Annotated in this window: 21 protein-coding genes; 15 read left to right on the top strand and 6 right to left on the bottom strand. The window is 72.0% G+C overall.

Annotated features, from left to right (window positions below; genetic code table 11):
* The first annotated feature begins 268 nt into the window (after positions 1–268).
* The 9 genes from AB0I11_RS29205 to AB0I11_RS29165 all read left to right on the top strand — a co-directional run bounded on the left by AB0I11_RS29205 (position 269) and on the right by AB0I11_RS29165 (position 7095).
* Entirely contained in the window at positions 269–733 is a 465-nt protein-coding gene (locus AB0I11_RS29205) for a hypothetical protein (RefSeq protein WP_357327697.1), read from the top strand.
* A gap of 567 nt (positions 734–1300) precedes the next feature.
* The gene (locus AB0I11_RS29200) at positions 1301–2038 is read left to right on the top strand and encodes a MarR family transcriptional regulator (protein WP_357327694.1); all 738 of its coding nucleotides are present in this window, start codon (positions 1301–1303) and stop codon (positions 2036–2038) included.
* A gap of 91 nt (positions 2039–2129) precedes the next feature.
* Entirely contained in the window at positions 2130–2768 is a 639-nt protein-coding gene (locus tag AB0I11_RS29195) for a GGDEF domain-containing protein (protein WP_357327691.1), read from the top strand.
* A 182-nt stretch (positions 2769–2950) separates the two neighbouring features.
* Positions 2951–3535 (top strand): hypothetical protein, encoded by a 585-nt coding sequence (locus tag AB0I11_RS29190; RefSeq protein ID WP_357327688.1) that lies wholly within the window; start codon positions 2951–2953, stop codon positions 3533–3535.
* Positions 3532–3792: a hypothetical protein gene (locus tag AB0I11_RS29185; RefSeq protein ID WP_357327685.1), complete on the top strand. Its 261-nt coding sequence runs from the start codon at positions 3532–3534 to the stop codon at positions 3790–3792. The genes AB0I11_RS29190 and AB0I11_RS29185 overlap by 4 nt, the downstream gene beginning before the upstream one ends.
* A gap of 176 nt (positions 3793–3968) precedes the next feature.
* Positions 3969–4469 carry a hypothetical protein gene (locus AB0I11_RS29180; protein WP_357327682.1) on the top strand — a complete coding sequence of 167 codons (501 nt, stop codon included), beginning with the start codon at positions 3969–3971 and terminating at the stop codon, positions 4467–4469.
* Positions 4466–5575, top strand: coding sequence for a C40 family peptidase (locus AB0I11_RS29175; RefSeq protein WP_357327680.1), 1110 nt, complete (start codon positions 4466–4468; stop codon positions 5573–5575). Before AB0I11_RS29180 ends, AB0I11_RS29175 begins: the two co-directional genes overlap by 4 nt.
* Positions 5576–5660: 85 nt before the next feature.
* A complete protein-coding gene (locus tag AB0I11_RS29170) occupies positions 5661–6752 on the top strand; it encodes a DUF4314 domain-containing protein (RefSeq protein WP_357327676.1) in 1092 nt (363 codons plus the stop codon).
* Between the two features lie 40 nt (positions 6753–6792).
* Positions 6793–7095 (top strand): hypothetical protein, encoded by a 303-nt coding sequence (locus AB0I11_RS29165; protein ID WP_357327673.1) that lies wholly within the window; start codon positions 6793–6795, stop codon positions 7093–7095.
* 62 nt (positions 7096–7157) lie between these two features.
* Here AB0I11_RS29165 and AB0I11_RS29160 read toward each other — a convergent pair whose 3' ends face one another.
* Complete coding sequence (locus tag AB0I11_RS29160) at positions 7158–8183, bottom strand: GIY-YIG nuclease family protein (RefSeq protein WP_357327670.1); 1026 nt, start codon at positions 8181–8183, stop codon at positions 7158–7160.
* 183 nt (positions 8184–8366) lie between these two features.
* On the opposite strand from AB0I11_RS29160, the gene AB0I11_RS29155 reads away from it, so the two are divergent.
* The 5 genes from AB0I11_RS29155 (at position 8367) to AB0I11_RS29135 (ending at position 13386) form a co-directional block, all read left to right on the top strand.
* Complete coding sequence (locus AB0I11_RS29155) at positions 8367–9488, top strand: AAA family ATPase (protein ID WP_357327667.1); 1122 nt, start codon at positions 8367–8369, stop codon at positions 9486–9488.
* 15 nt (positions 9489–9503) lie between these two features.
* Entirely contained in the window at positions 9504–11099 is a 1596-nt protein-coding gene (locus tag AB0I11_RS29150) for a VWA domain-containing protein (protein WP_357327663.1), read from the top strand.
* Positions 11100–11296: 197 nt separating this feature from the next.
* Entirely contained in the window at positions 11297–12286 is a 990-nt protein-coding gene (locus tag AB0I11_RS29145; protein WP_357327660.1) for a DUF4192 domain-containing protein, read from the top strand.
* 20 nt (positions 12287–12306) lie between these two features.
* Positions 12307–12711, top strand: a complete 405-nt coding sequence (locus AB0I11_RS29140) for a hypothetical protein (protein ID WP_357327657.1) — start codon at positions 12307–12309, stop codon at positions 12709–12711.
* Positions 12712–12861: 150 nt separating this feature from the next.
* Complete coding sequence (locus AB0I11_RS29135; protein ID WP_357327655.1) at positions 12862–13386, top strand: hypothetical protein; 525 nt, start codon at positions 12862–12864, stop codon at positions 13384–13386.
* Positions 13387–13582: 196 nt separating this feature from the next.
* On the opposite strand, the gene AB0I11_RS29130 is transcribed toward AB0I11_RS29135, so the two are convergent.
* From AB0I11_RS29130 to AB0I11_RS29110, 5 genes are all read right to left on the bottom strand, one after another.
* Positions 13583–14650, bottom strand: coding sequence for a hypothetical protein (locus AB0I11_RS29130; protein WP_357327652.1), 1068 nt, complete (start codon positions 14648–14650; stop codon positions 13583–13585).
* A gap of 31 nt (positions 14651–14681) precedes the next feature.
* On the bottom strand, positions 14682–15002 hold the full coding sequence (locus tag AB0I11_RS29125) for a PadR family transcriptional regulator (protein ID WP_357327744.1): 321 nt from the start codon (positions 15000–15002) through the stop codon (positions 14682–14684).
* Positions 15003–15541: 539 nt separating this feature from the next.
* Positions 15542–16732: a winged helix DNA-binding domain-containing protein gene (locus tag AB0I11_RS29120; protein WP_357327649.1), complete on the bottom strand. Its 1191-nt coding sequence runs from the start codon at positions 16730–16732 to the stop codon at positions 15542–15544.
* A gap of 57 nt (positions 16733–16789) precedes the next feature.
* A complete protein-coding gene (locus AB0I11_RS29115; protein WP_210890729.1) occupies positions 16790–17632 on the bottom strand; it encodes an NAD(P)H-binding protein in 843 nt (280 codons plus the stop codon).
* A gap of 63 nt (positions 17633–17695) precedes the next feature.
* Positions 17696–18880 (bottom strand): epoxide hydrolase family protein, encoded by a 1185-nt coding sequence (locus tag AB0I11_RS29110; RefSeq protein ID WP_357327645.1) that lies wholly within the window; start codon positions 18878–18880, stop codon positions 17696–17698.
* Between the two features lie 63 nt (positions 18881–18943).
* Between AB0I11_RS29110 and AB0I11_RS29105 the strand changes: the two genes are divergently transcribed.
* Positions 18944–19921, top strand: coding sequence for a YafY family protein (locus AB0I11_RS29105; RefSeq protein WP_120569877.1), 978 nt, complete (start codon positions 18944–18946; stop codon positions 19919–19921).
* Positions 19922–20011: the final 90 nt, after the last annotated feature.

Below are 20011 nucleotides of genomic sequence, written 5' to 3'. Positions count from 1 at the left end.
AGCGTCCGCGACCCCGGCGGCCCTCCGTCGGGCGATCGCCGCCACGCGGCCGTCCCCGGTAACGGCCCCGACCATCGCCACGATGATCATCTGCCTTCCCGACGAGTTACCGGCGGCCGCACTCACCCGTCACCACCTCGAGGCACACTTCGGTGTCGCCGGCAGCCTCACACCCCTGTTCTGGGCGGCACCGCGGCTACGGCCGTGGCACCGACGCCTCATGGTCGGCCTGCGGCCGGGCCGGCCCGCGCCGTGCGCGGGCGGACCGGTGCGACTACTGGACCTGGCCGGCATGCGCCACGCCGCCGCCGTCGGCGCCGGCATCCGCCACCAGATCTGGCAGCAGCTCGTGCACGGCACCAGAGCCGCCACCCCGTGGCCGGTCTACGAAACCCGCCACCTCACCGATCCCGACCGCTATCCGCTCACCGCCGCGGTCACCGACTTCCATGCCCAGCCCCGCGTGCACGCCGTGCGGCTGCACGCCGCCGCCGCGCCCGGCCCCGGGCAACCGGCCGTCGGCGAGCTGGAGATGTACCAGGCGGGCCAGGCCGCCTACCAGCACTACAGTGCCGCCCGCGCCGTCGCCGGCGACGCGATGCTCACCGTCGACGGCCGCACCCTCGCCCCGGCGAGCGACGCCCTCGCCCACCGCATCACCTACCTCGAGCAGGCCCTGGCCCACCTTGACACCCTCGCCCCCGACCAGCGGCTGCTCGCCGTCGCCCTCTAACCGCCGGGCGGTCCTGCATCGGCATGGGCGCCCAGGCGCCGGTCGTCGGCAATGCCGCCGCACAGCCTGAATCACACGGCTCGACTGTCAGCCGCTAACAGCCCGCGCCCGCGAACCGACGAGCCCGCATCACCCGGCCGGGCCGCACCCGCCTTCACGCGGGCCGCCCTCGGCGCGGCCGCCGCACGCGTCGCCGGGCGCCCCGGGGCATGGGGCGGCCCAGATCAGGTGGGCCGCCGACAGGCCGCTTTTCCCTCTTCCCGCTCCGGTCGTGCGCCACCGCATCACCCACACCGGCGTGATTCCGCGTCGACGGCATGCAGCCGCTGCCGGCGCCTCTCGCCCTGCCCCACCCGCCGCCGTGGTGCCCATTCGGCGGCTTCCACCGGACGGCGCGGACTGCCCGGAGTTCCGGACCAGACCCAGCGCACCGGATGCCGGCTTCATCGGCACACGCCCGCGCCCGTCCCGAGATGCGGTCCGTGCACTTGATCAGCGCCGCCATCGAAGCGTGGATCAGTGCGCGGACCTCGATCGCACCAGCCCTCAGGAGGAAAGGACAACAGGATGACCGACACGCACATGCACAGCCCGCCCGCGCACAGCGCGATCAAGGTCCTCGCGGCGCTGGCCGAGCTCGGCGAGGCCACCGCCGCCGAGGTCGCCGAACGGGCCGGGCTGGGCTACTCCACCACCACCCCCAAGCTGCGCGCCTGGGAGGGCACCGGGCAGGCCGAGCGGTTTCCCGCCGGTGACGGCCGCACCCTCTGGCGCCTCACTGACGCCGGCCACGCCGCCACTGCCACCGCCGGTGACCCGCACCCCGCCGGGGCCGACGCGCTCGCACCCGCCGCCGAGTCCTCGCACCTCGAGGCCGTCGAGGCGCGGCGTGGCGCCGCAGGGTCCGCCCCCACGGACGACACCGGCACACCAGCCGGCAGCGGTACACCAGTCGACAGCGGCACCGCGCCGAGGGAACCCGAGCCGGACGCGCCGGAGTCCGGCCAGCCTACTGGCGGCGACGCCGGTGACCGGCCTCGCGGCGGGGACCGTTCGCCGGCGCGCCGTACGGGCGGCTCGCTGCGCGGGGCGGTCCTGGGCATCCTCGAGGCGCACCCCGACCGGGCCTACAGGACCGGCGAGCTGTGCAAGCTCATCGACGCCGCGAACGCGGGCAGTGGCGCGGCCAAGGCCAGTGCCGGCGCGGTGGCCAACGCCGCCATCAAGCTCGTCGCCTCCGGCGCGGCGGTGCAGACGGTCGAGCGTCCCGCCACCTACCAGCTGGCCCCCGCCACCGTCCGGTAATTCACCTCCCCGGCAGCCCGAGGGCGGGCGTCACAGTTTGGCGACTCACGCCCGCCCCCGGTGCTCCTTCACACACAAGGAGCGTCCCCGAGTGTCTCCCACCCTGACCACGATCGCTACCGTGACCGGCGGGATCCTCGCCGGTCTCGCCCTCGCCGGAGCGCTGCTCTGGCGCCAGCAGCAGGCCCTGCAGGCGGCCCGCTATCAAGCCACCCACGACGAGGTCACCGACCTGCCCAACCGGCGGCTGTTCCTCACCCGCCTGCGCGCCGCGCTCGCCGACGGCACTCCCGTCGGGGTGGTGCTGCTCGACCTGGACCGGTTCAAGGCCGTCAACGACACCCTGGGCCACGACGCCGGCAACGACCTGCTGGAGCGGGTCGCGCGGCGGCTGGCCAGCCTGCCCGCACCCGTGCACACCGCGGCACGGCTGTCCGGCGACGAGTTCGCCCTGCTCGTGTCCGGCGGCCGGGACGACACCGCCACCGCGGCCCACGCCGCCTGGCAGGTCATCGCCGCCGCGCCGATCCGCGTGGTCAACGGCGAGCTGCGGATGACCGCGTCGGTGGGGCACACCCACAGCCACAACCGGCACACCGGTCCCCGGCAGCTGCTCGCCGAGGCGGACGCCGCCATGTATGCGGCCAAACGCTGCGGCAGCGGCGTGCGCGAGCACGACCCTCGCGCCGCGTTACCTGCCCGGCGCGGCCGCGACCGCCACTACCGCTGACCGCCCCCGATCCCCCAGCCGGTTCCACACCGGCCCGCCCGCAGATGCCAGGCGCCAGCGGCCGCGGCCACGTCCCGGCACGCAGCCTGCCGGCCACCGAGGCGCCCGTTCCTGATGCCCGAAGGACCCCGCAGCCACCGGCTGCGGGGTCCTTCGCCTTCCTCGATGACAAGGAGACCGATGTGTTGTCCTCCGCCGCTGTCCACACCCTCGCCGGCTGCCTGCTGGCCGTCGACTCCGACGCCGACACGGTCGGCTGGGGCCGGCCCGCGACGCTGCTGCTCATCCACGACCGGGCGGTGAGCGCCGCCGGGCCGGCGCCGGTACGCGCGATGCGTAGCGTGGAGTTCCCGCTGCACCGAGACGACCTGCTCACTGATCCGGCCGGGCTGCCCATGCTGCTGCACCGCCTCGCCGTCAGCCTCACCACACCGGACGCGCCGACGCCCTACCGGGCCACCCTCGACACCATCCTGCGGCTGATCCGCGCCACCGAGCCGGACGCGCGGCTGCTGGCCTGGGCCGCCTGCTACGACGACATCATCACCGTCGACGGCCAGCCGCGGCAGGCCCGCCGCATCGACGCCGTCGACGCCGACGGCCGCGTCTACCAGCTCACCCGCCCGATCGGTGAGGAGCATCCGTGGCTGCTCGTCGACGACTCCCCCGACCCGGACGACACCCCGGCCACCCAGCCCGGCCTGGCCGCACTGCTGGCCGCCACCGCCCGCCACCGGCCCTGGAACACGTCGGGAGGCACCGCATGAGCGGGCACCCTCCGCCGGACACCAATCCCGACGAGCCGATCTTCAGCCAGTGCGGACCCGACGGGGGGTCCATCCGTTGCCGGGTCTGCGGCGCGGTCGACGAGATCAGCTGCGACGAGGTGCCGTCCATGGCCGGCTACGGCGAGGACACCTACACCCGGTGCATCCGCTGCGGATCCGTCGAGACCACCGATCCGATCTTCGGCTGGCGTCCCCGGCCCGCGACCTGGCCGCGCACCGACCGAGACCAGCCCTGACCGGACCGACGGCCCTATTCCAACCCTGGCCCGCACGCGGGCGTCGCCACGACGCGACGCCCGCTGCCGGCCACGGCGGGACTGCGCGGGCCTCCCCCGCCGCCCATACACGCCCGGCCGCCGATGTGGGCGGTCGGGCACGACCCATTCACCTCTCCCGTAAGGAGCCCTGTCCTGTGAGCAGCCACTGCTACGTCGGCGTCATCGAACCCGACCAGCCGCACCTCGCGCACGCCCGCGCCGTGCTCATCGACGGCCACCCGAGCGTCGTCCTGCCCGCCCTGGCCGCGATCTGGGCCGGCCACACCCACTACGACACGCGCGCGTTGGCCGCCGCGGTCCTCGCCTGCGACTGGGAGTACCTCGATCCGCGCATCACCGCCGACAGCCGCCGCGCGCTCCCCGGCCAGCACCCGGTGCCGGGCGTCGGCATGTCCCTGGCCCCCACCGGCGGGATGCCGGCCGCGCCGGAGCCGCTCACCGTGTTCCCGTTGAGCCACGCCCGGCACCTCGATGTCGAGTGGATCTACCTTATCGACGCGGACACCGCCACGGTCGCCGTGCACACCGACGACGGCAGCCCGGTCGCCCGCTACGCCCTGTCAGGTTTCCTGCCGCACCCCGCCGTGCCCCGCCGTGCGGAACCCGCCAGTGCGGCGGCAGGAGCGACGCGGTGAGCCCTCGCGCCCTCGCCGCGCTCGCCGCTGCGGTGATCGCGGTGGTGGTGCTGTGCGCGGGCGGGATCGGCGCGTTGTTCACCGGCGGCGGCACCGCCTCGGCGGCCTGCTCCACCACCGTCGGCCCCGACGGGCATCCCCTGGCGTCCGTCATCGCCGTGTCCCCGCCGCCGCTCGGCGGCGTCGCCGGGTGGACCAGCGACCAGGTGGCCAACGCCGCCGTCGTCGTCGACGTCGGCGCGCAGCGCGCCGTTCCGCCGCGCGGCTGGGTCATCGCGCTGGCCACCGCCATGCAGGAGTCCACCCTGCGCAACCTGCCCGGCGGAGACCGTGACTCCGTCGGGCTGTTCCAGCAGCGCCCGTCGCAGGGCTGGGGCGCCCCTGCCCGACTACGTGACCCGCACTACGCGGCCGCGGCGTTCTACCAGGCGCTGCTGGCCGTCGACGGCTGGCAGGCCATGGCGCTGACCGACGCCGCCCAGGCGGTGCAGCGCTCCGCCCACCCCGGCGCCTACGCCCGTTGGGAGGACGACGCGATCGCTCTGGTCCGTGTCCTGACCGGCGGCGCCCCCGCCGGGCCCGTCGCCACCGACCTGGAGCAGGCCATGAGCAACCCGATGTGCCTTTTCGACGGCGGCGACGGCCACCCCGGCAGCGAGCGGGTGCCGCTACCAGCCGGGTTTGCTCCGCCGGCGGGCACGCCGCCGCGGGTCGGGGCGGCGGTCGGGTGGGCCCTGGCCCAGCTGGGCACCCCGTACACCTTCGGCGGGGACTGCACCGCTCCCCACTCCGGCGTCCCCGCCCGCCAGTGCGACTGCTCCTCGCTGGTTCAGCAGGCGTATGCGGCGGCCGGTATCGGGCTGCCACGGACCACGCGCAAGCAGGTGGACGCCGGCGTGCCGGTCACCGACTGGCGGGATCTACGCGCCGGGGACCTGCTGTTCATCCCTGGTAGCCGGGGCAGCGTGGCCCGGCCGGGCCACGTCGGCATGTATCTCGGTCAGGGGCTGATCGTGCAGGCCCCGCACAGCGGCGACGTCGTCAAGATCACCCACCTGTCCGCGTGGTCCTCGCAGCTCGCCGCCGTGCGCCGCGTCGCGACCTGACCACAACCCGGTCGGGGCCCGCGGGGGCGCAGCCCGGCCGATCCGCGCACCACTTGTGGTCGCACCACCCGGAAAGGACATCAGCGTGACCGACACCAACACCAGCGCCGACGACAACGACGGCTCGCCGGTGAGCTATCAGCGCGGCGAGCGCGTCGCGCTCGAGCACACCAACGATCCGCACACCCGCCTGCGGCCGGGTGACACGGGCACGGTGCGCCGCTACGACCCACGCCAGCAGGTGCTGGACGTGCAGTGGGACAGCGGCTCCCGGTTGGCGATGCTGCTCGACGCGGGCGACCGCGTACGCCGCCTCCCCGACGCCGACTGGGAGCAGGTCCTGACAGCGCTGCGCACCGGCGGACAGGCTGCCGGGCGCGACACCGCGGCGTGGTGGGCGCAGGACACTATCGGCGGGCGGGCCAGCGGCGACGCGACGGCGACCGCGCGGGAGGTCCTCACCGCCATCGAGGCCGGACGGGACATCGACGTGCTGCCGGCCGCCGACCGGCACCACCTGGCCGACGACCCGGGCCGGTACACCGAGCACGCGCCGCCCGGCGCCGTGGCATGGCAGCGGCTCACCGCGCAGCAGCGTGACCAGGCGCGGTGGGCGTGGTGCGACGGCTACGACACCGCCGTGGAGGCCGAGGCGGCCCGGCAGTGCCGCGTCGTGCTGCACCCCGGCGGCGACGACCGGGACCTGCGCCACGTGTACCCCGACCGGGTGCGCGTGGGCGGGCCGGGGTTGTTCGCCGGCGACTGGGCGTGGACACCCGATCAGCAGGGGCAGCTGCGTGTCCCGGTCGGGTTCGTCGGCGTCCTGGTCGACCGGTGGAACGGGTGGGCGGTGTTCACCTGCACCCGGGACGTGGCCGAGGCGATCGTCGCCGACCAGCAGGACGCCCGGCGGCATCTCGGCGCTGCCGGCGCCACCGGCGAGCGGCAGGAGCGGATGGTCGACGAGTCCCTGGCCCGGCTGTGGTTCGACGGTGACGTCATCGTCGCCGACCAGACCCGGGTACACGACGACCCGGGCGCCGTCGTCCGCATCGCGCCCGACGCGGACGGCCGGTACATCGTCATGGGCCGCGCCTGGACCTGGATGCCGGTGCACCCCTACGACTGCGACCGCATCGCCGGCCACATCCCCCACCCGCCCGCACCCGAGTCCTGACCCGGGCCGACCCCCACCCACCGATCGAAAGGAGCACGTCATGCTCGACAACAGCGAGCACGAGTTCGACGACTACGCCCGCGAGGAGATCCTTCAGGCGCTCCTGCTGCGCCTGCTCGCCGGCAACGACCTGGATCAGCTGTGCGACGACGCCGACCTGCCCCAGCTCACCCACGACGACGGCACCCCGGTGACCGTCACCTGCGCCCGCTTCTACCGCGATGCCGGTGTCCTGACCCTCGACCGTGGCGTGTGGCTGGAGCTGTCCGACGGCAGCGTCCTCGCGCTGACCGTGACCATCGCCCGCCGTCCCCACCACGAGGTCACCCTCCGGCGCGGGTAGGGCCCGCTCCAGGGCTTGAGCCGGCTTAAGGATCCTCGCGTGGCGGGATCCCGACCGGGCGCTCAGCCGGACAGAACGTGCTCGACGAGATCCGGGCAGTGGGTCTTCCAGTTCAGAGCCGGTCCCTTCCGCATGAGGTCCAGGTTGAGCTTGCGGGCCGCCTTGATGACCGGCGCTCGAGTGAGCGCGTCGCGGGCAGCCCGTGCGGACGCGAACCGCAACCCGAGCACACCGGGACGGATACGGTAGTTCGCCCGCACCGCGCGGATCGACGACAGCCACAGACGGGTGCGCAGCTGTGACCGCGCGACGGCCTCATCGACGTTCAGGCGGATCTGCAGGTCCCGCGGGGTACGCCTGTCGTGGCAGACATACAGCGTCTCCAGCGCGTGCACCGAGATGGTGAACAGACGCGGGTAGGTACCGGCGTTGGTTCCCGGCAGCGCGCTCAGAGTCCAGTAGCTCAGCTCCGTCCGCTCCAGTGCGGGCATCGTGGCGCGCAGGTAGGCGCCGATCAGGTCGGCCAGCTCGCCGCTGAACCGGGAATCGGTTCGCAGCCGGTCGAAGCGGTGGCGGGTGCGGCGGCGCACAACGGGATCGTCCGGCCGGTCAGCGAGGCGGATCTCGCGTGGCTGGTGGTCAGCCAGCCAGCGTCGCTGCTCCGACGGCGGCACGAGGAGATCCAGGTCGCTGGCTCCCAGGCGCCCGGTGGTGTACACCACGTTGCGCAGTCGCGCCCCGGCCGCTTCACGCCAGCGGATCTGATCCCGCTCCACCTCATCGAGTCGGTCGCGCGGAACACGCCGAAAGGCGATCTCGACGATGTCGGTCCAGGTCTTTCGGTGCGCGCCGAACCTCGCCACCACATCGACGGCCTGCCCCACGTATCGCTCGCCGTCAGCGAACGTCAGCTCGTACACCCCGCACCGGCCGCCCGCCTTCGGCAGCAGATGCGCGATCGAGTTCAGCCCGTCCACCGTCAGCCGGTCAACCCCCGAGGCATCCACACCGAACGATAACAACCGCCCCGCCACCGGAATGACTTGATCGACCGGGACCCGGGTGCGTTCCTTGTCGTCGCCCACCACCGGTGGCGGCGACACCTCCACCTCCGGGCAGCCCTACATGGTCGCCCCTCCCGCACCTCACACAGGTGACGACCAGCCCGGTGAGGGCTGGTCGGTCCCTGCCCGTCTCCGCCGCGCGGACACCACACCACCGCCCGCGCACCCGGCAGACGGGTGCGCGGGCCCTATGACAGGAGGACCCGCATGGACCCTGTAACCACACCCGACCCGAACGATCCCGCTCCGCGGCCGGACGGGCGCCGGCCCGGCTACCTCTACCGGCAGGTCGCCGCTCACCTCGCCGCGCACCCCAACCAGGTGTTCAAGGTCGGGGAACTCACCGCGGCGATCGGCGCCCCGTCCACCGGCGCGGTGTTCGAAGCCCTGAAGAAGATGGCCGCGGCCGGCTACGCCACCCACACCAGCGGCCCACACCGGTTCCAGATCACCCAGGCCGGCATCGACGCCGCCGGGGCTGCGCCACCGCCTACCCCGGGTACACCCCGCCAGGCACGTCGTGGGGCCGGTCGGCGCCAGCCGGTCCCCCGCCCCAACGGGGACCTGTACTTCCCGCGCAAGCTCGCGGGGGCAACCGATGTGGATGTGCTGCGCCGGCTCCGCGACAAGCGTGTACCGGTGCTGCTCTACGGCCCGCCCGGCACCGGCAAGACCGCCCTCGTCGAGGCCGCCTTCCCTGACCTGCTCACCGTCGCCGGCACCGGCGACACCGTCGTGGAGGACTTCCTCGGCAGCTTCATCCCGCTGCCCGACGGCGGCTTCGAGTTCGTCTACGGGCCCCTCGTCACCGCCATGCGGGAAGGGCGGGCGTTGCTGGTCGACGACGCCACCCTCATCCCACCGAAGGTCCTCGCCGTGCTCTACCCCGCCATGGACGGCCGGCGCGTCATCACCATCCCCGGCTACCGCAACGAACGCGTCGACGCCGTCGACGGCTTCTACGTCATCGCCGGCCACAACCCGGGCGTGCACGGCGCGGTCCTCACCGAAGCTCTCGCCTCCCGCTTCGACGTGCACATCGAGGTCACCACGGACTGGGACCTCGCCCGCCACCTCGGTGTTCCCACCCCCGCCGTGGCCGCGGCGGTCGCGCTCAACGCGGATCTGGCCGCCGAGCGGATCGGCTGGGCGCCGCAACTGCGCGAGCTGCTCGGCTTCGCCCGCGTCCGCAAAACCCTCGGCCTGCCCGCCGCGGTCGCCAACCTGGCCGGCCGCGCACCGCAGGAGGACCGGGAACAGGTTCTCGCCGCTCTGCGACAGCACTTCGGCACCGACATCACCCCGCTGACCCTCGGCAAGCAGCGCTAACCCCACGGAGTACCGATGCCTCAACTACAGCACCTGCGGCCCGACCCGACCCCGACCAGCGGCACCAACCCCGCCTGGCAGGAGTGGAACGACGCCTGGACCCGACACCTGCCGGTCCTGACCGGCCGCACCGACCTGACCGTCACCGTCGCCCCCGGCGCCGGCGGCGGCGCGCCCGCCTGCTTCTACCCCGCCGCGGGCCGCATCGAAGTCGACGCCACCCACATCGGCGCCCCCGACGTCGCCGACCCCCGCCGCGCCGGCCACAAGCGCCTCGTCCCGACCGCCTACGGGCTGCTGGTCCACGAAGCCGCCCACGCGGTGCACAGCCAGTGGAGCACCCCGCCCGGCACCCCACCCGTCGTCGCCGCCGTTGCCGAGCTGCTCGAGGAGTCCCGCATCGAGAACCGACACCGCGCCCGCCGCCGCACGGACCGGCGGTGGCTGCGCCACACCGTGACCACCCTCATCAGCCTCGCCGACGCGCCCGTCGACGACCCGTGGCACGCGGGCCAGCTCGCCGGCCTGCTGCTGGCTAGGGTCGACGCCCGCATCATCACCGCCAAAGACATCAAAGGTGTCCGCGCCGCCGTCACCACCATCCTCGGACGCAGACGGCTGCGGCAACTCCGCGATGTGTGGCGCGAAGCCCACACCACCGGTGACACCGACGCCGAGGCGATGATCGAGCTGGCGTGGCGGTGGTGCCGGATCCTCGGCATCGACCCCCGCCGCCAACCCGACACCCCCACCACCGATGTCGGCGTGTTCGCCGGCGTGCTCGCCCGGGCCTTGGCGGACTACCTCGCCCACAGCGCGGGACTCACCGGCGCCCAGTACCGGGCCGAGCGGATCACCGCCCGGTTCTCCGCACCCACCAGCTGGTCGCAGCGCGATCCCACCGACGCCGAACGCGCCGCCGCCCGCACCCTCGCCGCCCGGCTCCGACGCGCCCGCACCCACCAGCCCGAGCCCGACACCCGTCCCAGCCTCACCCCGCCCGGACGGCTGCGCACCCGCCACGCCATCACCGCCCGCGCGCAGATCGCCGCCGGCGCCATGCCGACCGCCACCCCGTGGCAGCGCCGTACCCAGCTGCCGGCGCCGAAACCGACCCTGCATCTCGGGGTCATCGTCGACGCGTCGTTCTCCATGCACCCCTGGGCGGCGCCGATGTCGTCGGCCGGGTGGATCCTCGCTCACGCCGCCCGCGCCAACCAGGCGGTCACCGCCACCATCGCCTTCGGCAGCGACGTCACCCTGCTCGTCCCGCCCCGCCACCACCCCCGGCAGGTCCTCGAGCTGCGCGCCGACGGCGGCAGCAGCGCGTTCACCGACGCGGTGAAACTCGCCGACGATCTGCTGCACCTGCGCCAACCCGGCCGCCTGCGGATGATCACCATCGTCTCCGACGGTGATCTGCCCGACATCGAACCCGCCCAGCGGCTCATCACCACTCTGCACCGCACCGGCTGCGCGGTGCTGTGGCTGCGCCCCGCCGACCTGCCCGGGCACACCTTCACCCACACCACCACGCTCACCGTGGCCGACCCCGTGCAGGCCATAGGACATATCTCCGACGCCGCGGTCGCCGCCCTCGAGCACGCCTGACATTTCGGCGTAGCCCTGGCATGGGTTCGGCCGAACCGCGCCGCCCAGGCGGCTTCGGCGCCACACCGCACCTGCTGACGGACAGAGCTCCCAGCCCCGCGCCCTCCACCGCCGGTCCCGGGCCGGCGCGACATTCGCGCTCCTGGTACGGCCGATCGACCCTGCCCGACTTCACCTCAGCAACGACTGGAGACACCATGACCGACACCAATCGCCTGCCGATCGGCTCACCCGCCGACCTGCTCACCGCCGTGCCCTACCTGCTGGGATTCCATCCCGCCGACAGCCTCGTCACCGTCGGCGTCGCCGGCGCCCGGGTCGTTGTCGCCGGCCGCGCCGACCTCCCCGAACCCAGCGGCATCGCAACCTGGATCGACGGCATAGCGGACGCGAAGATCCGCATGCTACGCCACGCCGCCGCCACCCGCGCCATCGCCATCGGCTACGGGCCCGCGACCACCGTCACCCCGGCCATCGACGCCATCACCGCACGCCTCGCCGCCGCCGGCCTGGACGTCCTCGAGGCCCTGCGCGTCACCGACGGCCGCTACTTCTCCTACCTCTGCCACAACCCCGCCTGCTGCCCCACCGACGGGACGCCCGTCGACCCCCACCGCAGCGACGTCACGATGCACGCCATCGTCGCCGGCTGCCGAGCCCTGCCCGACCGGGCGGCGCTCGTCGCCAGCGTCGCCCCCACCAGCAGGGCCGCCCGCGTCGCCGTCACCCGCGCCACCGCCCGGGCCCGGGCCCGCCACCGCAGACTGCTCGCCACGGCCGGACACGACGGCCTGACCCGCGCCGGCGTCGAGGCGGTGACCGCCGCGCTGGCCCGCTACCGCGACGAGCAGGCCCTCCACGATGACGAGCTGGCCTGGCTGACCATCCTGCTCTCCGACCCGCTGATCCGCGACCACGCCTGGCGGGCCAGCGACGACTGGCAGCTACCCATGTGGACCGACATCACCCGCCGTGCCCACCCACCCCTGGCCGCGGCGCCGGCCAGCCTGCTCGCCTTCGCCGCCTGGCGATGCGGCGACGGAGCCCTCGCGTCGGTCGCCCTCGACCGTGCCCTGGCCGCCGACCCCGACTACAGCCTCGCGCACGTGATCAACCAGGCGCTGCGCGCCGGGCTTCCCCCGTCCCTGCTGGACGGCTGGCCCCGCATCGGCCAGCCCTCGCTCTGACCCACTGTTAGGAGACTCGGATGCTGCCATTCCTCGACGCCGTGTCCCGGCTGCTTCACGACCACGGCTACACCCTCAACCCGAAAGGCATTGCCGACGCCTGCGCCCGCCGCCCCGACGAGGTGTGCGCGCTGCTCGCCGCGGCCGGAACCGTCGCCGCCACCTGCGCGCAGATCACCATCCTGACCGGCGCCGCTGACGCGCTCGCCGGCGCCCACACCACGGGCCGCCCCGACCTACCGCTGCGGGAACAGCTCGACCGCGTCGCGGACGCGCTCACCGCCGCCCTCGCGCGCAACGACAAGGCCACCGCAGCACTACACCGCGGCTGCAAATCGTTGATCCATGCCGGCAGTGATCTGGTGTCGACTCCGGATCACACCACCGATCCGATTGGCCTGACCGACCGCGACCCGAGGCACTGAGCGTGCCCGTCCCAGCGGTGTAGCCCGCTCAGCGATTCGTTCCGTAATCACCTTGCCGAGACGCCTGTTCATGAATCTTGCCCGCCTGGCCAAATCTTGTCAGTTATCCGCCACTGCTGATCAGTGAAGGACCTTCTGTGAAAATGTCAGGTGGCCGTCTCGATCCTTCTTCGTTGGGAGATGCACATGCAGCCGGTACGATACCGCCCATCCGTCGCCGCCCTCAACCTGTTGCTAATGATCTCCGGATATCTTCGCGATCTCGGAGAGAACGATTCGGACAGTTTCCTGAACCCGGGGATTAAGAACGTTCAGGTCCCTCGGAACGTCGAAACGATCGTCGTGAAGGGTCGGCGATCGATCGCCCTCGAAGCGCAGAAGGACACCGAACTGAGGCTCACCCTTCGGTACCAGGCGGCGTGGCGGATATTTGAGCAATTGCAAGAACTGGCGTTGACGGACCCGACGTGCACCGTGCTCCTCAGCGAGGAGCGGGAATACAAGTTCAGCGAGGTGCCCGGTCTCGGCTGGCACACCGTCACCCTCGAAAGGATGCTCCGGATGCTGACCGAGGGTGACTGGTTGGGGAACGCGCCCTGCATGAACTTCCTGGCCGGCCAGCTTCAGGACTACATCTCCGAACTGTGGGATCTGCCCAAGTCCCCGGCGAAATAGCCGGAAAGCCACATCGTCCATCGAATCCGCGGCCCCTGGCTGCAGACCGGTTGTTCATGGTGGTCAGCATGAATGACTCGGCACCTTGAGCTACCGCATGCCGTCCTCCGCGGCAACGTCCTCTTCTCGGCACGACCGGATGCCGACAACGCGCGACCAGCGGCAGATCCGTGCACTTGACCTTGGCTGACGTGCGTCAGCCGGGCGCGAGCGTTTGGTCGGCTGGCTGCCGGTAGGGCAGCGGGGCCAGGCCCAGCGCGAGGGTCAGCATGAGGCAGCCGAGCAGGAACGGCAGCGACATGGCGGGCTGGCCGAGCCATTCCCACAGTGGATGCCAGCGGAGATGCGGCTCGCTCAGATGGTGCGAAAGCATCTGCGGCGCGCTCAGCAGGATCGGTGCCCACCACAGGAACATCGCGAAGCCGTACAGGAACTTCGCCAGTCCTTGGGCCAGCGGATGGTCCCCTTCCGTGCGTCGGCTGGTCCAGCCAAATAGGCACCAGCCGCTCAGCGTGCCCAACACGAAGGCGACAACGCCGGCGGGATACGCGCTCCAGGGTGTCGACCGGGTCATGGCGAAGTCCATCTTCGGGGTCGTGTTGTCGTCGTTGATGTGTACTTCAAGGATGTTGTCGCCACGTTGCGCAGACAGGGTGATGTTGGAGGGTATTGAGGCAGGGTCGCATCGCGGGTCGTCGGGAATGCAGTCGTATGCGTTGGAGTAGGTCGGTTCGGTGTAGTCCCATCCGGCGGCTTGGAGCCGCTGCCGGAGTTCGGCGAGGACGAGCGGACGGCTGTCGGCCGGCAGTTGTTCGAAGGACGCGCCAAGCCCGGCGAGCGAGTATTCGCCGCCGTCACCCAACAGCAGATCGGAAACGGAGCTCCAGCTCAGCGGGCTGCCATAGATGATGAACACGGAGGGCGGGTCGTCCTTGTCGATGTGGCTCACCTGCTTGTCCGGATAGAGCTGGCTGACCGCTGCGGCAAGCTCGTTGTGGTCGAGCGGGCGGGAGCCGAGCCAGGTCAGCCAGGTGCCGAAGGATGCGGCGAACAGACCGCAGGCCACCGTGAAGATCGATGCCCAGACGACCACGGTGCGGCTCGCTGGCCGCCCAAGGCGGGCGCGCAGACCGTGGCGTACGAGATTCGCCGCCACACGCGGACCCCGGCTGGTCGGCGCGATGTCGTGCACCGTCTCGAGGATTTCAGCCCCGCGCTTGTGGCGGTAGTCGGGCGGGTAGGACAGCAGCAGCCAGCGGTGCATCGATTCTCCCAGGACGCTGCGACAGTCGGGGTCAGGCAAAGTTAGGCCGTAGGGCGCGCAGCCGGGATTCGGCGGCGGACGCCAGCTGGCGCAGCCGCTCCGTCTGGCGCGCGAGCTCGGCGCGGCCGTCGGCGCGCAGCCGGTAGTAGCGGCGCAGCCGGCCGTCAACGACCTGCTCGTGGCTGAGCTCGACCAAGCCCTGCGCGACCAGCCGGTCCAGGGCGGCGTAGAGGGTTCCCGGCAGCAGGGTGACGCGGCCGCCGGACAAGACGGCGACATCCTGGATGATCCCGTAACCATGGCGCGGCTCGTCGGCTAGCGCAGTCAGGATCAGAAAGGTGGCCTCGCGCATCTCAGTCACCGGGGCAACATATATTGCTGATCAATTTGTCGTCAACGCTTTGCCCCCGGGAAAGGCCGTCGGCCGCAACGCCCCCGCCCGCCCGCGCGGTCGCCGTGTTCATCTGTGATCCCCGGCTGTCCGGCGCCGACGCTGCTCGGCTACCTCGCCGCCGTGGCGAGGGCCGCACAACGGGACACCGACCTCGACGACCTCGCCGCTCCGGCCGCCTTCGATGTGGATGCCGCCTGGCCGCCGCGCCCCCGACCCACGGATGAGGTAAAGAGCCAGCCAGTCATGCCACGCGCTCTCATCGGCACGACCGGATGCCGACAACGCGCGACCAGCGGCAGATGTGCGCACGTGATCTTGGCTGACCGGCGCGTTCAGGGGCTGGAGCGGTGCGGTCCGCTTCGACTTGCGCGGGAGCAGTGACCTTTGGCGACCCGAGGCATCGCCGCGTCGGCAGGGCGTGTGTCCATACGCACCAGCGGGAGACTCCGACGGACGTACGGACGGTGAGGAAGGTGCCAGCGGCGCAGCCCGCTCGGCTATGAGCGGGCGTCGGTGGAAGGCGCGCATGAGCACGGTTCGATCACTGCTGACCGGTTTCCTCGCCGGTCACCTTGTCCTCGGAGCCGACGGACGGGGGCCGTGCCGTCGCGGAGGTCGTGGGCGGCGCCGGGCACGGCGAACTCCAGCAGCCGGGCGCCTTCGGCCTCGATCTCGGCGCGCTCGATGGCGGTCAGCGGCCGGAACGGGTCGATCTCCAGAGTCGCTGACGCCTTGCCTGGATGGAGCTTCCAGGCGCCCGTCACCTGCCCGTCCACGAGGAAGGTGGCGCGCATCCCGTTGCGCGTCATGACCCGTTTGCGGGCCTCCTCTGAGATCACGCGGGTGCGGTCGGTATGGGAGGCCAGGAGGTTGTCGTATTCGGGCAGGAAGCGAACCGGCGCGCGGGCGTCGGCGTCGGGGCGTGGCGCATCCGGGAGGTCGAACAGCTCCACCCCGTGCTCGTCGCGGAAGACCGCCAGCCGTGGCCGCAGCCTCTCCAGGACGGGCCGCAGCCGGGTTCGGCCGGCCCACGTCTGCACGTCGGCGACCGACGCCGGGCCGAACGCGGCGAGGTAGCGCAGCACGATGTGTTCGGAGTCGGCGGCGGAGGCGGGCTCGGCTCCGGTCCAGCAGGCCGCCGTCGCGTACCGGGTGGTGCCGCCGACGCCCCAGACGGCGCGTGGCGGCACCTGCACCAGCGGTACCAGGTTCCGCACCACGGTAGCGAGTGCGCGGGGCTCGCGATCGGGCCACCGCTCGTGCAGCGCCGCGCCGAGTTCCTTGGGGGTGAGGTGTCGTGCACCGAGCAGTGCCCGGCCCGACTCCGCCACGGCCGCACGGTCCAGACCGGTCAGGATCGTCTTGAACGCGGTGTCCAGCTCACGGTCGAGCGCGGGCTGCGCCCATGGCCGCAACGAGCGGTAGTCCGCCGTGGTGACCAGGTGGACGGTGCTGCGCATCAGCGCGACCCGCACCAGGCGGCGCTTGGTCAGCGCGTCCGTCAGGTCGGCAGTGCCGAACTTCCGCAATCTGCTCCAGAGCCCGAAGTAGGGCGCGTAGGGCGCCTGCGCCTGCATGCCGACCAGCCGGGTGACCGCCTCTTCGGCGGTCGCGTCGGCCCGTTCCAGCAGCATCTGACGGGCCAGCAGGGCTCGCCCCAGCTCCCGTCGCCGCAGCACCTGTGCCACCGTGCCGTCCTTTCCATCGTATGGCAGGGGCGGCGGATGCCGCCCCTGCCTCGTCGATCAGCCGCCGAAGTCGGCCCGGTGATCCGCGGCCCACCGAGCGTAGGTACGCGCGGGGTGCCCGGTGATCTGCTCGATGACGTCGTTGACCGGCGCGGGCCTGCCGACCGCCTGCGCCATGAGACCGAACAGCGCCGCCAGGAACTCGGGGTCCATGAACTGGCTCATCTGCTCCAGCACGGGCTCCGGGTCGAGGTCCTCGACGGTGAGCGGGCGCCCCAACGTCTCGCCGAGGATGCGGACCTGCTGCGCCTGGGTCAGCGACTCGGGGCCGGTCAGGTCGTAGGCCCGCCCCGCTTGCCCGCCGCCGGTCAGGATCCGCGCGGCCACCTCGGCGACGTCCCTCTCGTGCGCGGCGCTGAACGCGGCTTCGGCGTACGGCGCGCGAATGACGTCACCGCCCTGGAGCTGCATCGCGAACGTCAACGAGTTGATGGCGGGGAAGAGTAGCCGCAGGAACGTCCACTCGATCCCAGATGCCTCGATGGCCTGCTCGACGTCGCGGTGGTACTGGGCGATTACGTCGGGCTGCCGCTCGGCGCCCGGGACGATCGCCCCCGAGGACAGGAACACCAGCCGCCGCACCCCGGCCCGCCCCGCGGCCGCCAGTAGCGGAGCGACATCCATCCCGTACTGCAGAACCAGGAAGGCGGCTTCGACGCCGGCCAGCGCCGCTGGCAGCGTCTCGGGCTTGGTCAGATCGCCCTGGACGACGTCGACTTCCGCCGGGAGCCCGGCCTGTTCCGGGGTACGGGTCAGCGCGCGTACCGGCGCACCCGCGGCGACCAGCTCTTCTACTGCCTGACGTCCGAACTGAGCCGTGGCACCAATGACGAGATACATGAGGGTTTCCCTTCGTGTGAAGACTGGGGGGTCTGATGGGGTCCGCCTACAACCGGCGGCGGATCAGCGAACCTTGCGGAAGAACTGCTGGATGTCGTGGACGAGCAGATCGGGCGCGTCGTGGGCGGCGAAGTGGCTGCCCCGGTCGTAGACGTTCCAGGAGACGATGTTTTCGTGGTCGCGGTCGGCGAACGTCCGGATCGACTGGTAGTCCCAGGCGAAGTTGGCCAGGCCGAGGGGCACGGTGGTCGGTTTCGGCACGGTGGTGCCCCGGCCGTTCGACTTCTGCTGTACGGGGGCCGCCGCCGCGTCCTCGTAGTAGAACCGGGCGGCTGAGGCGGCTGTGTTGGTCAGCCAGTAGATCATCACGTTCGTGAGCACGTAATCCGGGTCGAGCGAAGCGCCGAGCAGCTGCGCGTTCCAGCCCAGCAGGCCGGCCGGGGAGTCGGCTAGAGCGTGCGCCAGATTCTGCGGCTCGGTGGACTGGAGCTTGTCGTACGCGCCCCGGTTCTGGGTGAACCACTCGGCGAACGCGAGCTTGCCGCGCTCCTCCTCGGAGAGGCCGGCCAGTTCGGCGGGGTCGCCCGACGGGAACGAGAAGACCTGTGTCACGTGCACGCCGCAGACGTGCTCAGGATCGACCCGGCCCACCTCGGGCGAGATCAGCGATCCGCCGTCGTTGCCGGCCGCACCGTACCCGTCGTAGCCGAGCCGCTGCATCAGCTCGGCCCAGGCCCGGGCCACCCGGTACCGGTCCCAGCCGCGCTCCCGGGTCGACCCGGAGAAGCCGAAACCCGGCACCGACGGAATGACCAGGTGGAACGCGTCCGCCGGGTCGCCGCCGTGCGTTCGTGGCTCGGTGAGCGGGCCGATCACATCCAGCCACTCGACCACCGAGGTCGGCCAACCGTGGGTCAGTATCAGCGGCGTCGCGTCCGGCTCCGGCGACCGCACGTGCAGGAAGTGGATGTTCTGGCCGTCGATCTCGGTGGTGAACTGCGGGTACGCGTTCAGCCTCGCCTCCCAGGCCCGCCAGTCGTACCCGGTGCGCCACCGCTCGACCAGCTGCCTCACGTAGCCCACCGGGACGCCGTACTCCCAACCGGGCGGCACCGGACCAGCCGGCGCCGACTCGTCTGCGGGCAGTTCCTCCGCCCACCGAGTGCGGGCCAGCCGCTGCTGGAGATCGTCGAGCTCGGCCTGGGGGATGTCGATCCGGAACGGTGCGATCGTGCTGTCGTTCGTCATGGTCATCAGCGTAGGAGGAAATTAGGCAAGGCCCGTTCCTAATAAACTGGCATACTGCGAAGAATGTTAGAAACCGCGGCGCGGCTGCTGCGCCTGCTCTCGCTACTCCAGACACCCCGCGAGTGGACCGGCGCCGAACTGGCCGAACGGCTGTCGGTCAGCACCCGGACCGTTCGCAACGACGTGGACCGCCTGCGGAACCTCGGCTATCCGGTGCACGGCAGCCGGGGCGCGGTGGGCGGCTACCGACTCGGCGCCGGGGCCACGCTGCCGCCGCTGCTGCTCGACGACGAGGAAGCGGTCGCGGTGGCGATCGGGCTGCGCACTGCCGCCGGAGGCACGATCACCGGGGTCGAGGAGACCTCGTTGCGCGCGCTGGCCAAGCTGGAGCAGGTGCTACCGGCGCGACTCCAGCGTCGCGTTGACGCCCTCAAGCGGTACGCCGTCGTGGTGCCGCGGGACGACCTGGGCCCGCGGGTGGACGCGGACAGGCTGAGTGTCCTCGCCGCAGCCTGCCGGGACCACGAGCGCCTGCGATTCGACTACCGAAGCCACGACGGCTCCGAGAGCCGGCGCGAGGTGGAACCGTACCGGCTGGTCAACTGGGGACGACGGTGGTATCTCGTCGGGTTCGACGTCGAGCGGGCCGACTGGCGAACGTTCCGGGTGGACCGGCTCCACCCACGTACCCCGACGGGCCCCCGATTCATCCCCCGCGATCTCCCCGAGGAAGCCGTCGACCAGGTACGCCGGGGCGTGTCGTCGGCCGCATGGCGGTACCGGGCCCAGGTCGTCGTACACGCACCGGCCGAACAGCTCATCGAGCAAATCAACGCCGCCATCGGCACCATCACCCCGGTCGACGACACCCACTGTCTGCTGGACACCGGCGCGGACAGCATCGAGGCGCTCGCCGTCCACCTCGGCCTGCTCGGCGTCGACTTCACCGTGACGGAACCCGCGGAACTCGTCGAACTCGTGCGTACGCTCGCCGGCCGCTACCACCGCGCCACCACCGAACCGCGTCCGCAGGACACCTAGACGAGTAAGTCCTAATCCTGATCAGTGGTCGTAGGCGGTCAAAGATCGGGTGACGGGTTGGCCGGTAGCTCGGTTGTGCCAGATGGCGGC

The organism is Micromonospora sp. NPDC050495, from assembly GCF_040655175.1.
GTDB lineage: Bacteria > Actinomycetota > Actinomycetes > Mycobacteriales > Micromonosporaceae > Micromonospora.
The sequence above is the reverse complement of the archived record's forward strand: the minus strand, read 5'-3'. Positions and strand labels throughout refer to the sequence as shown.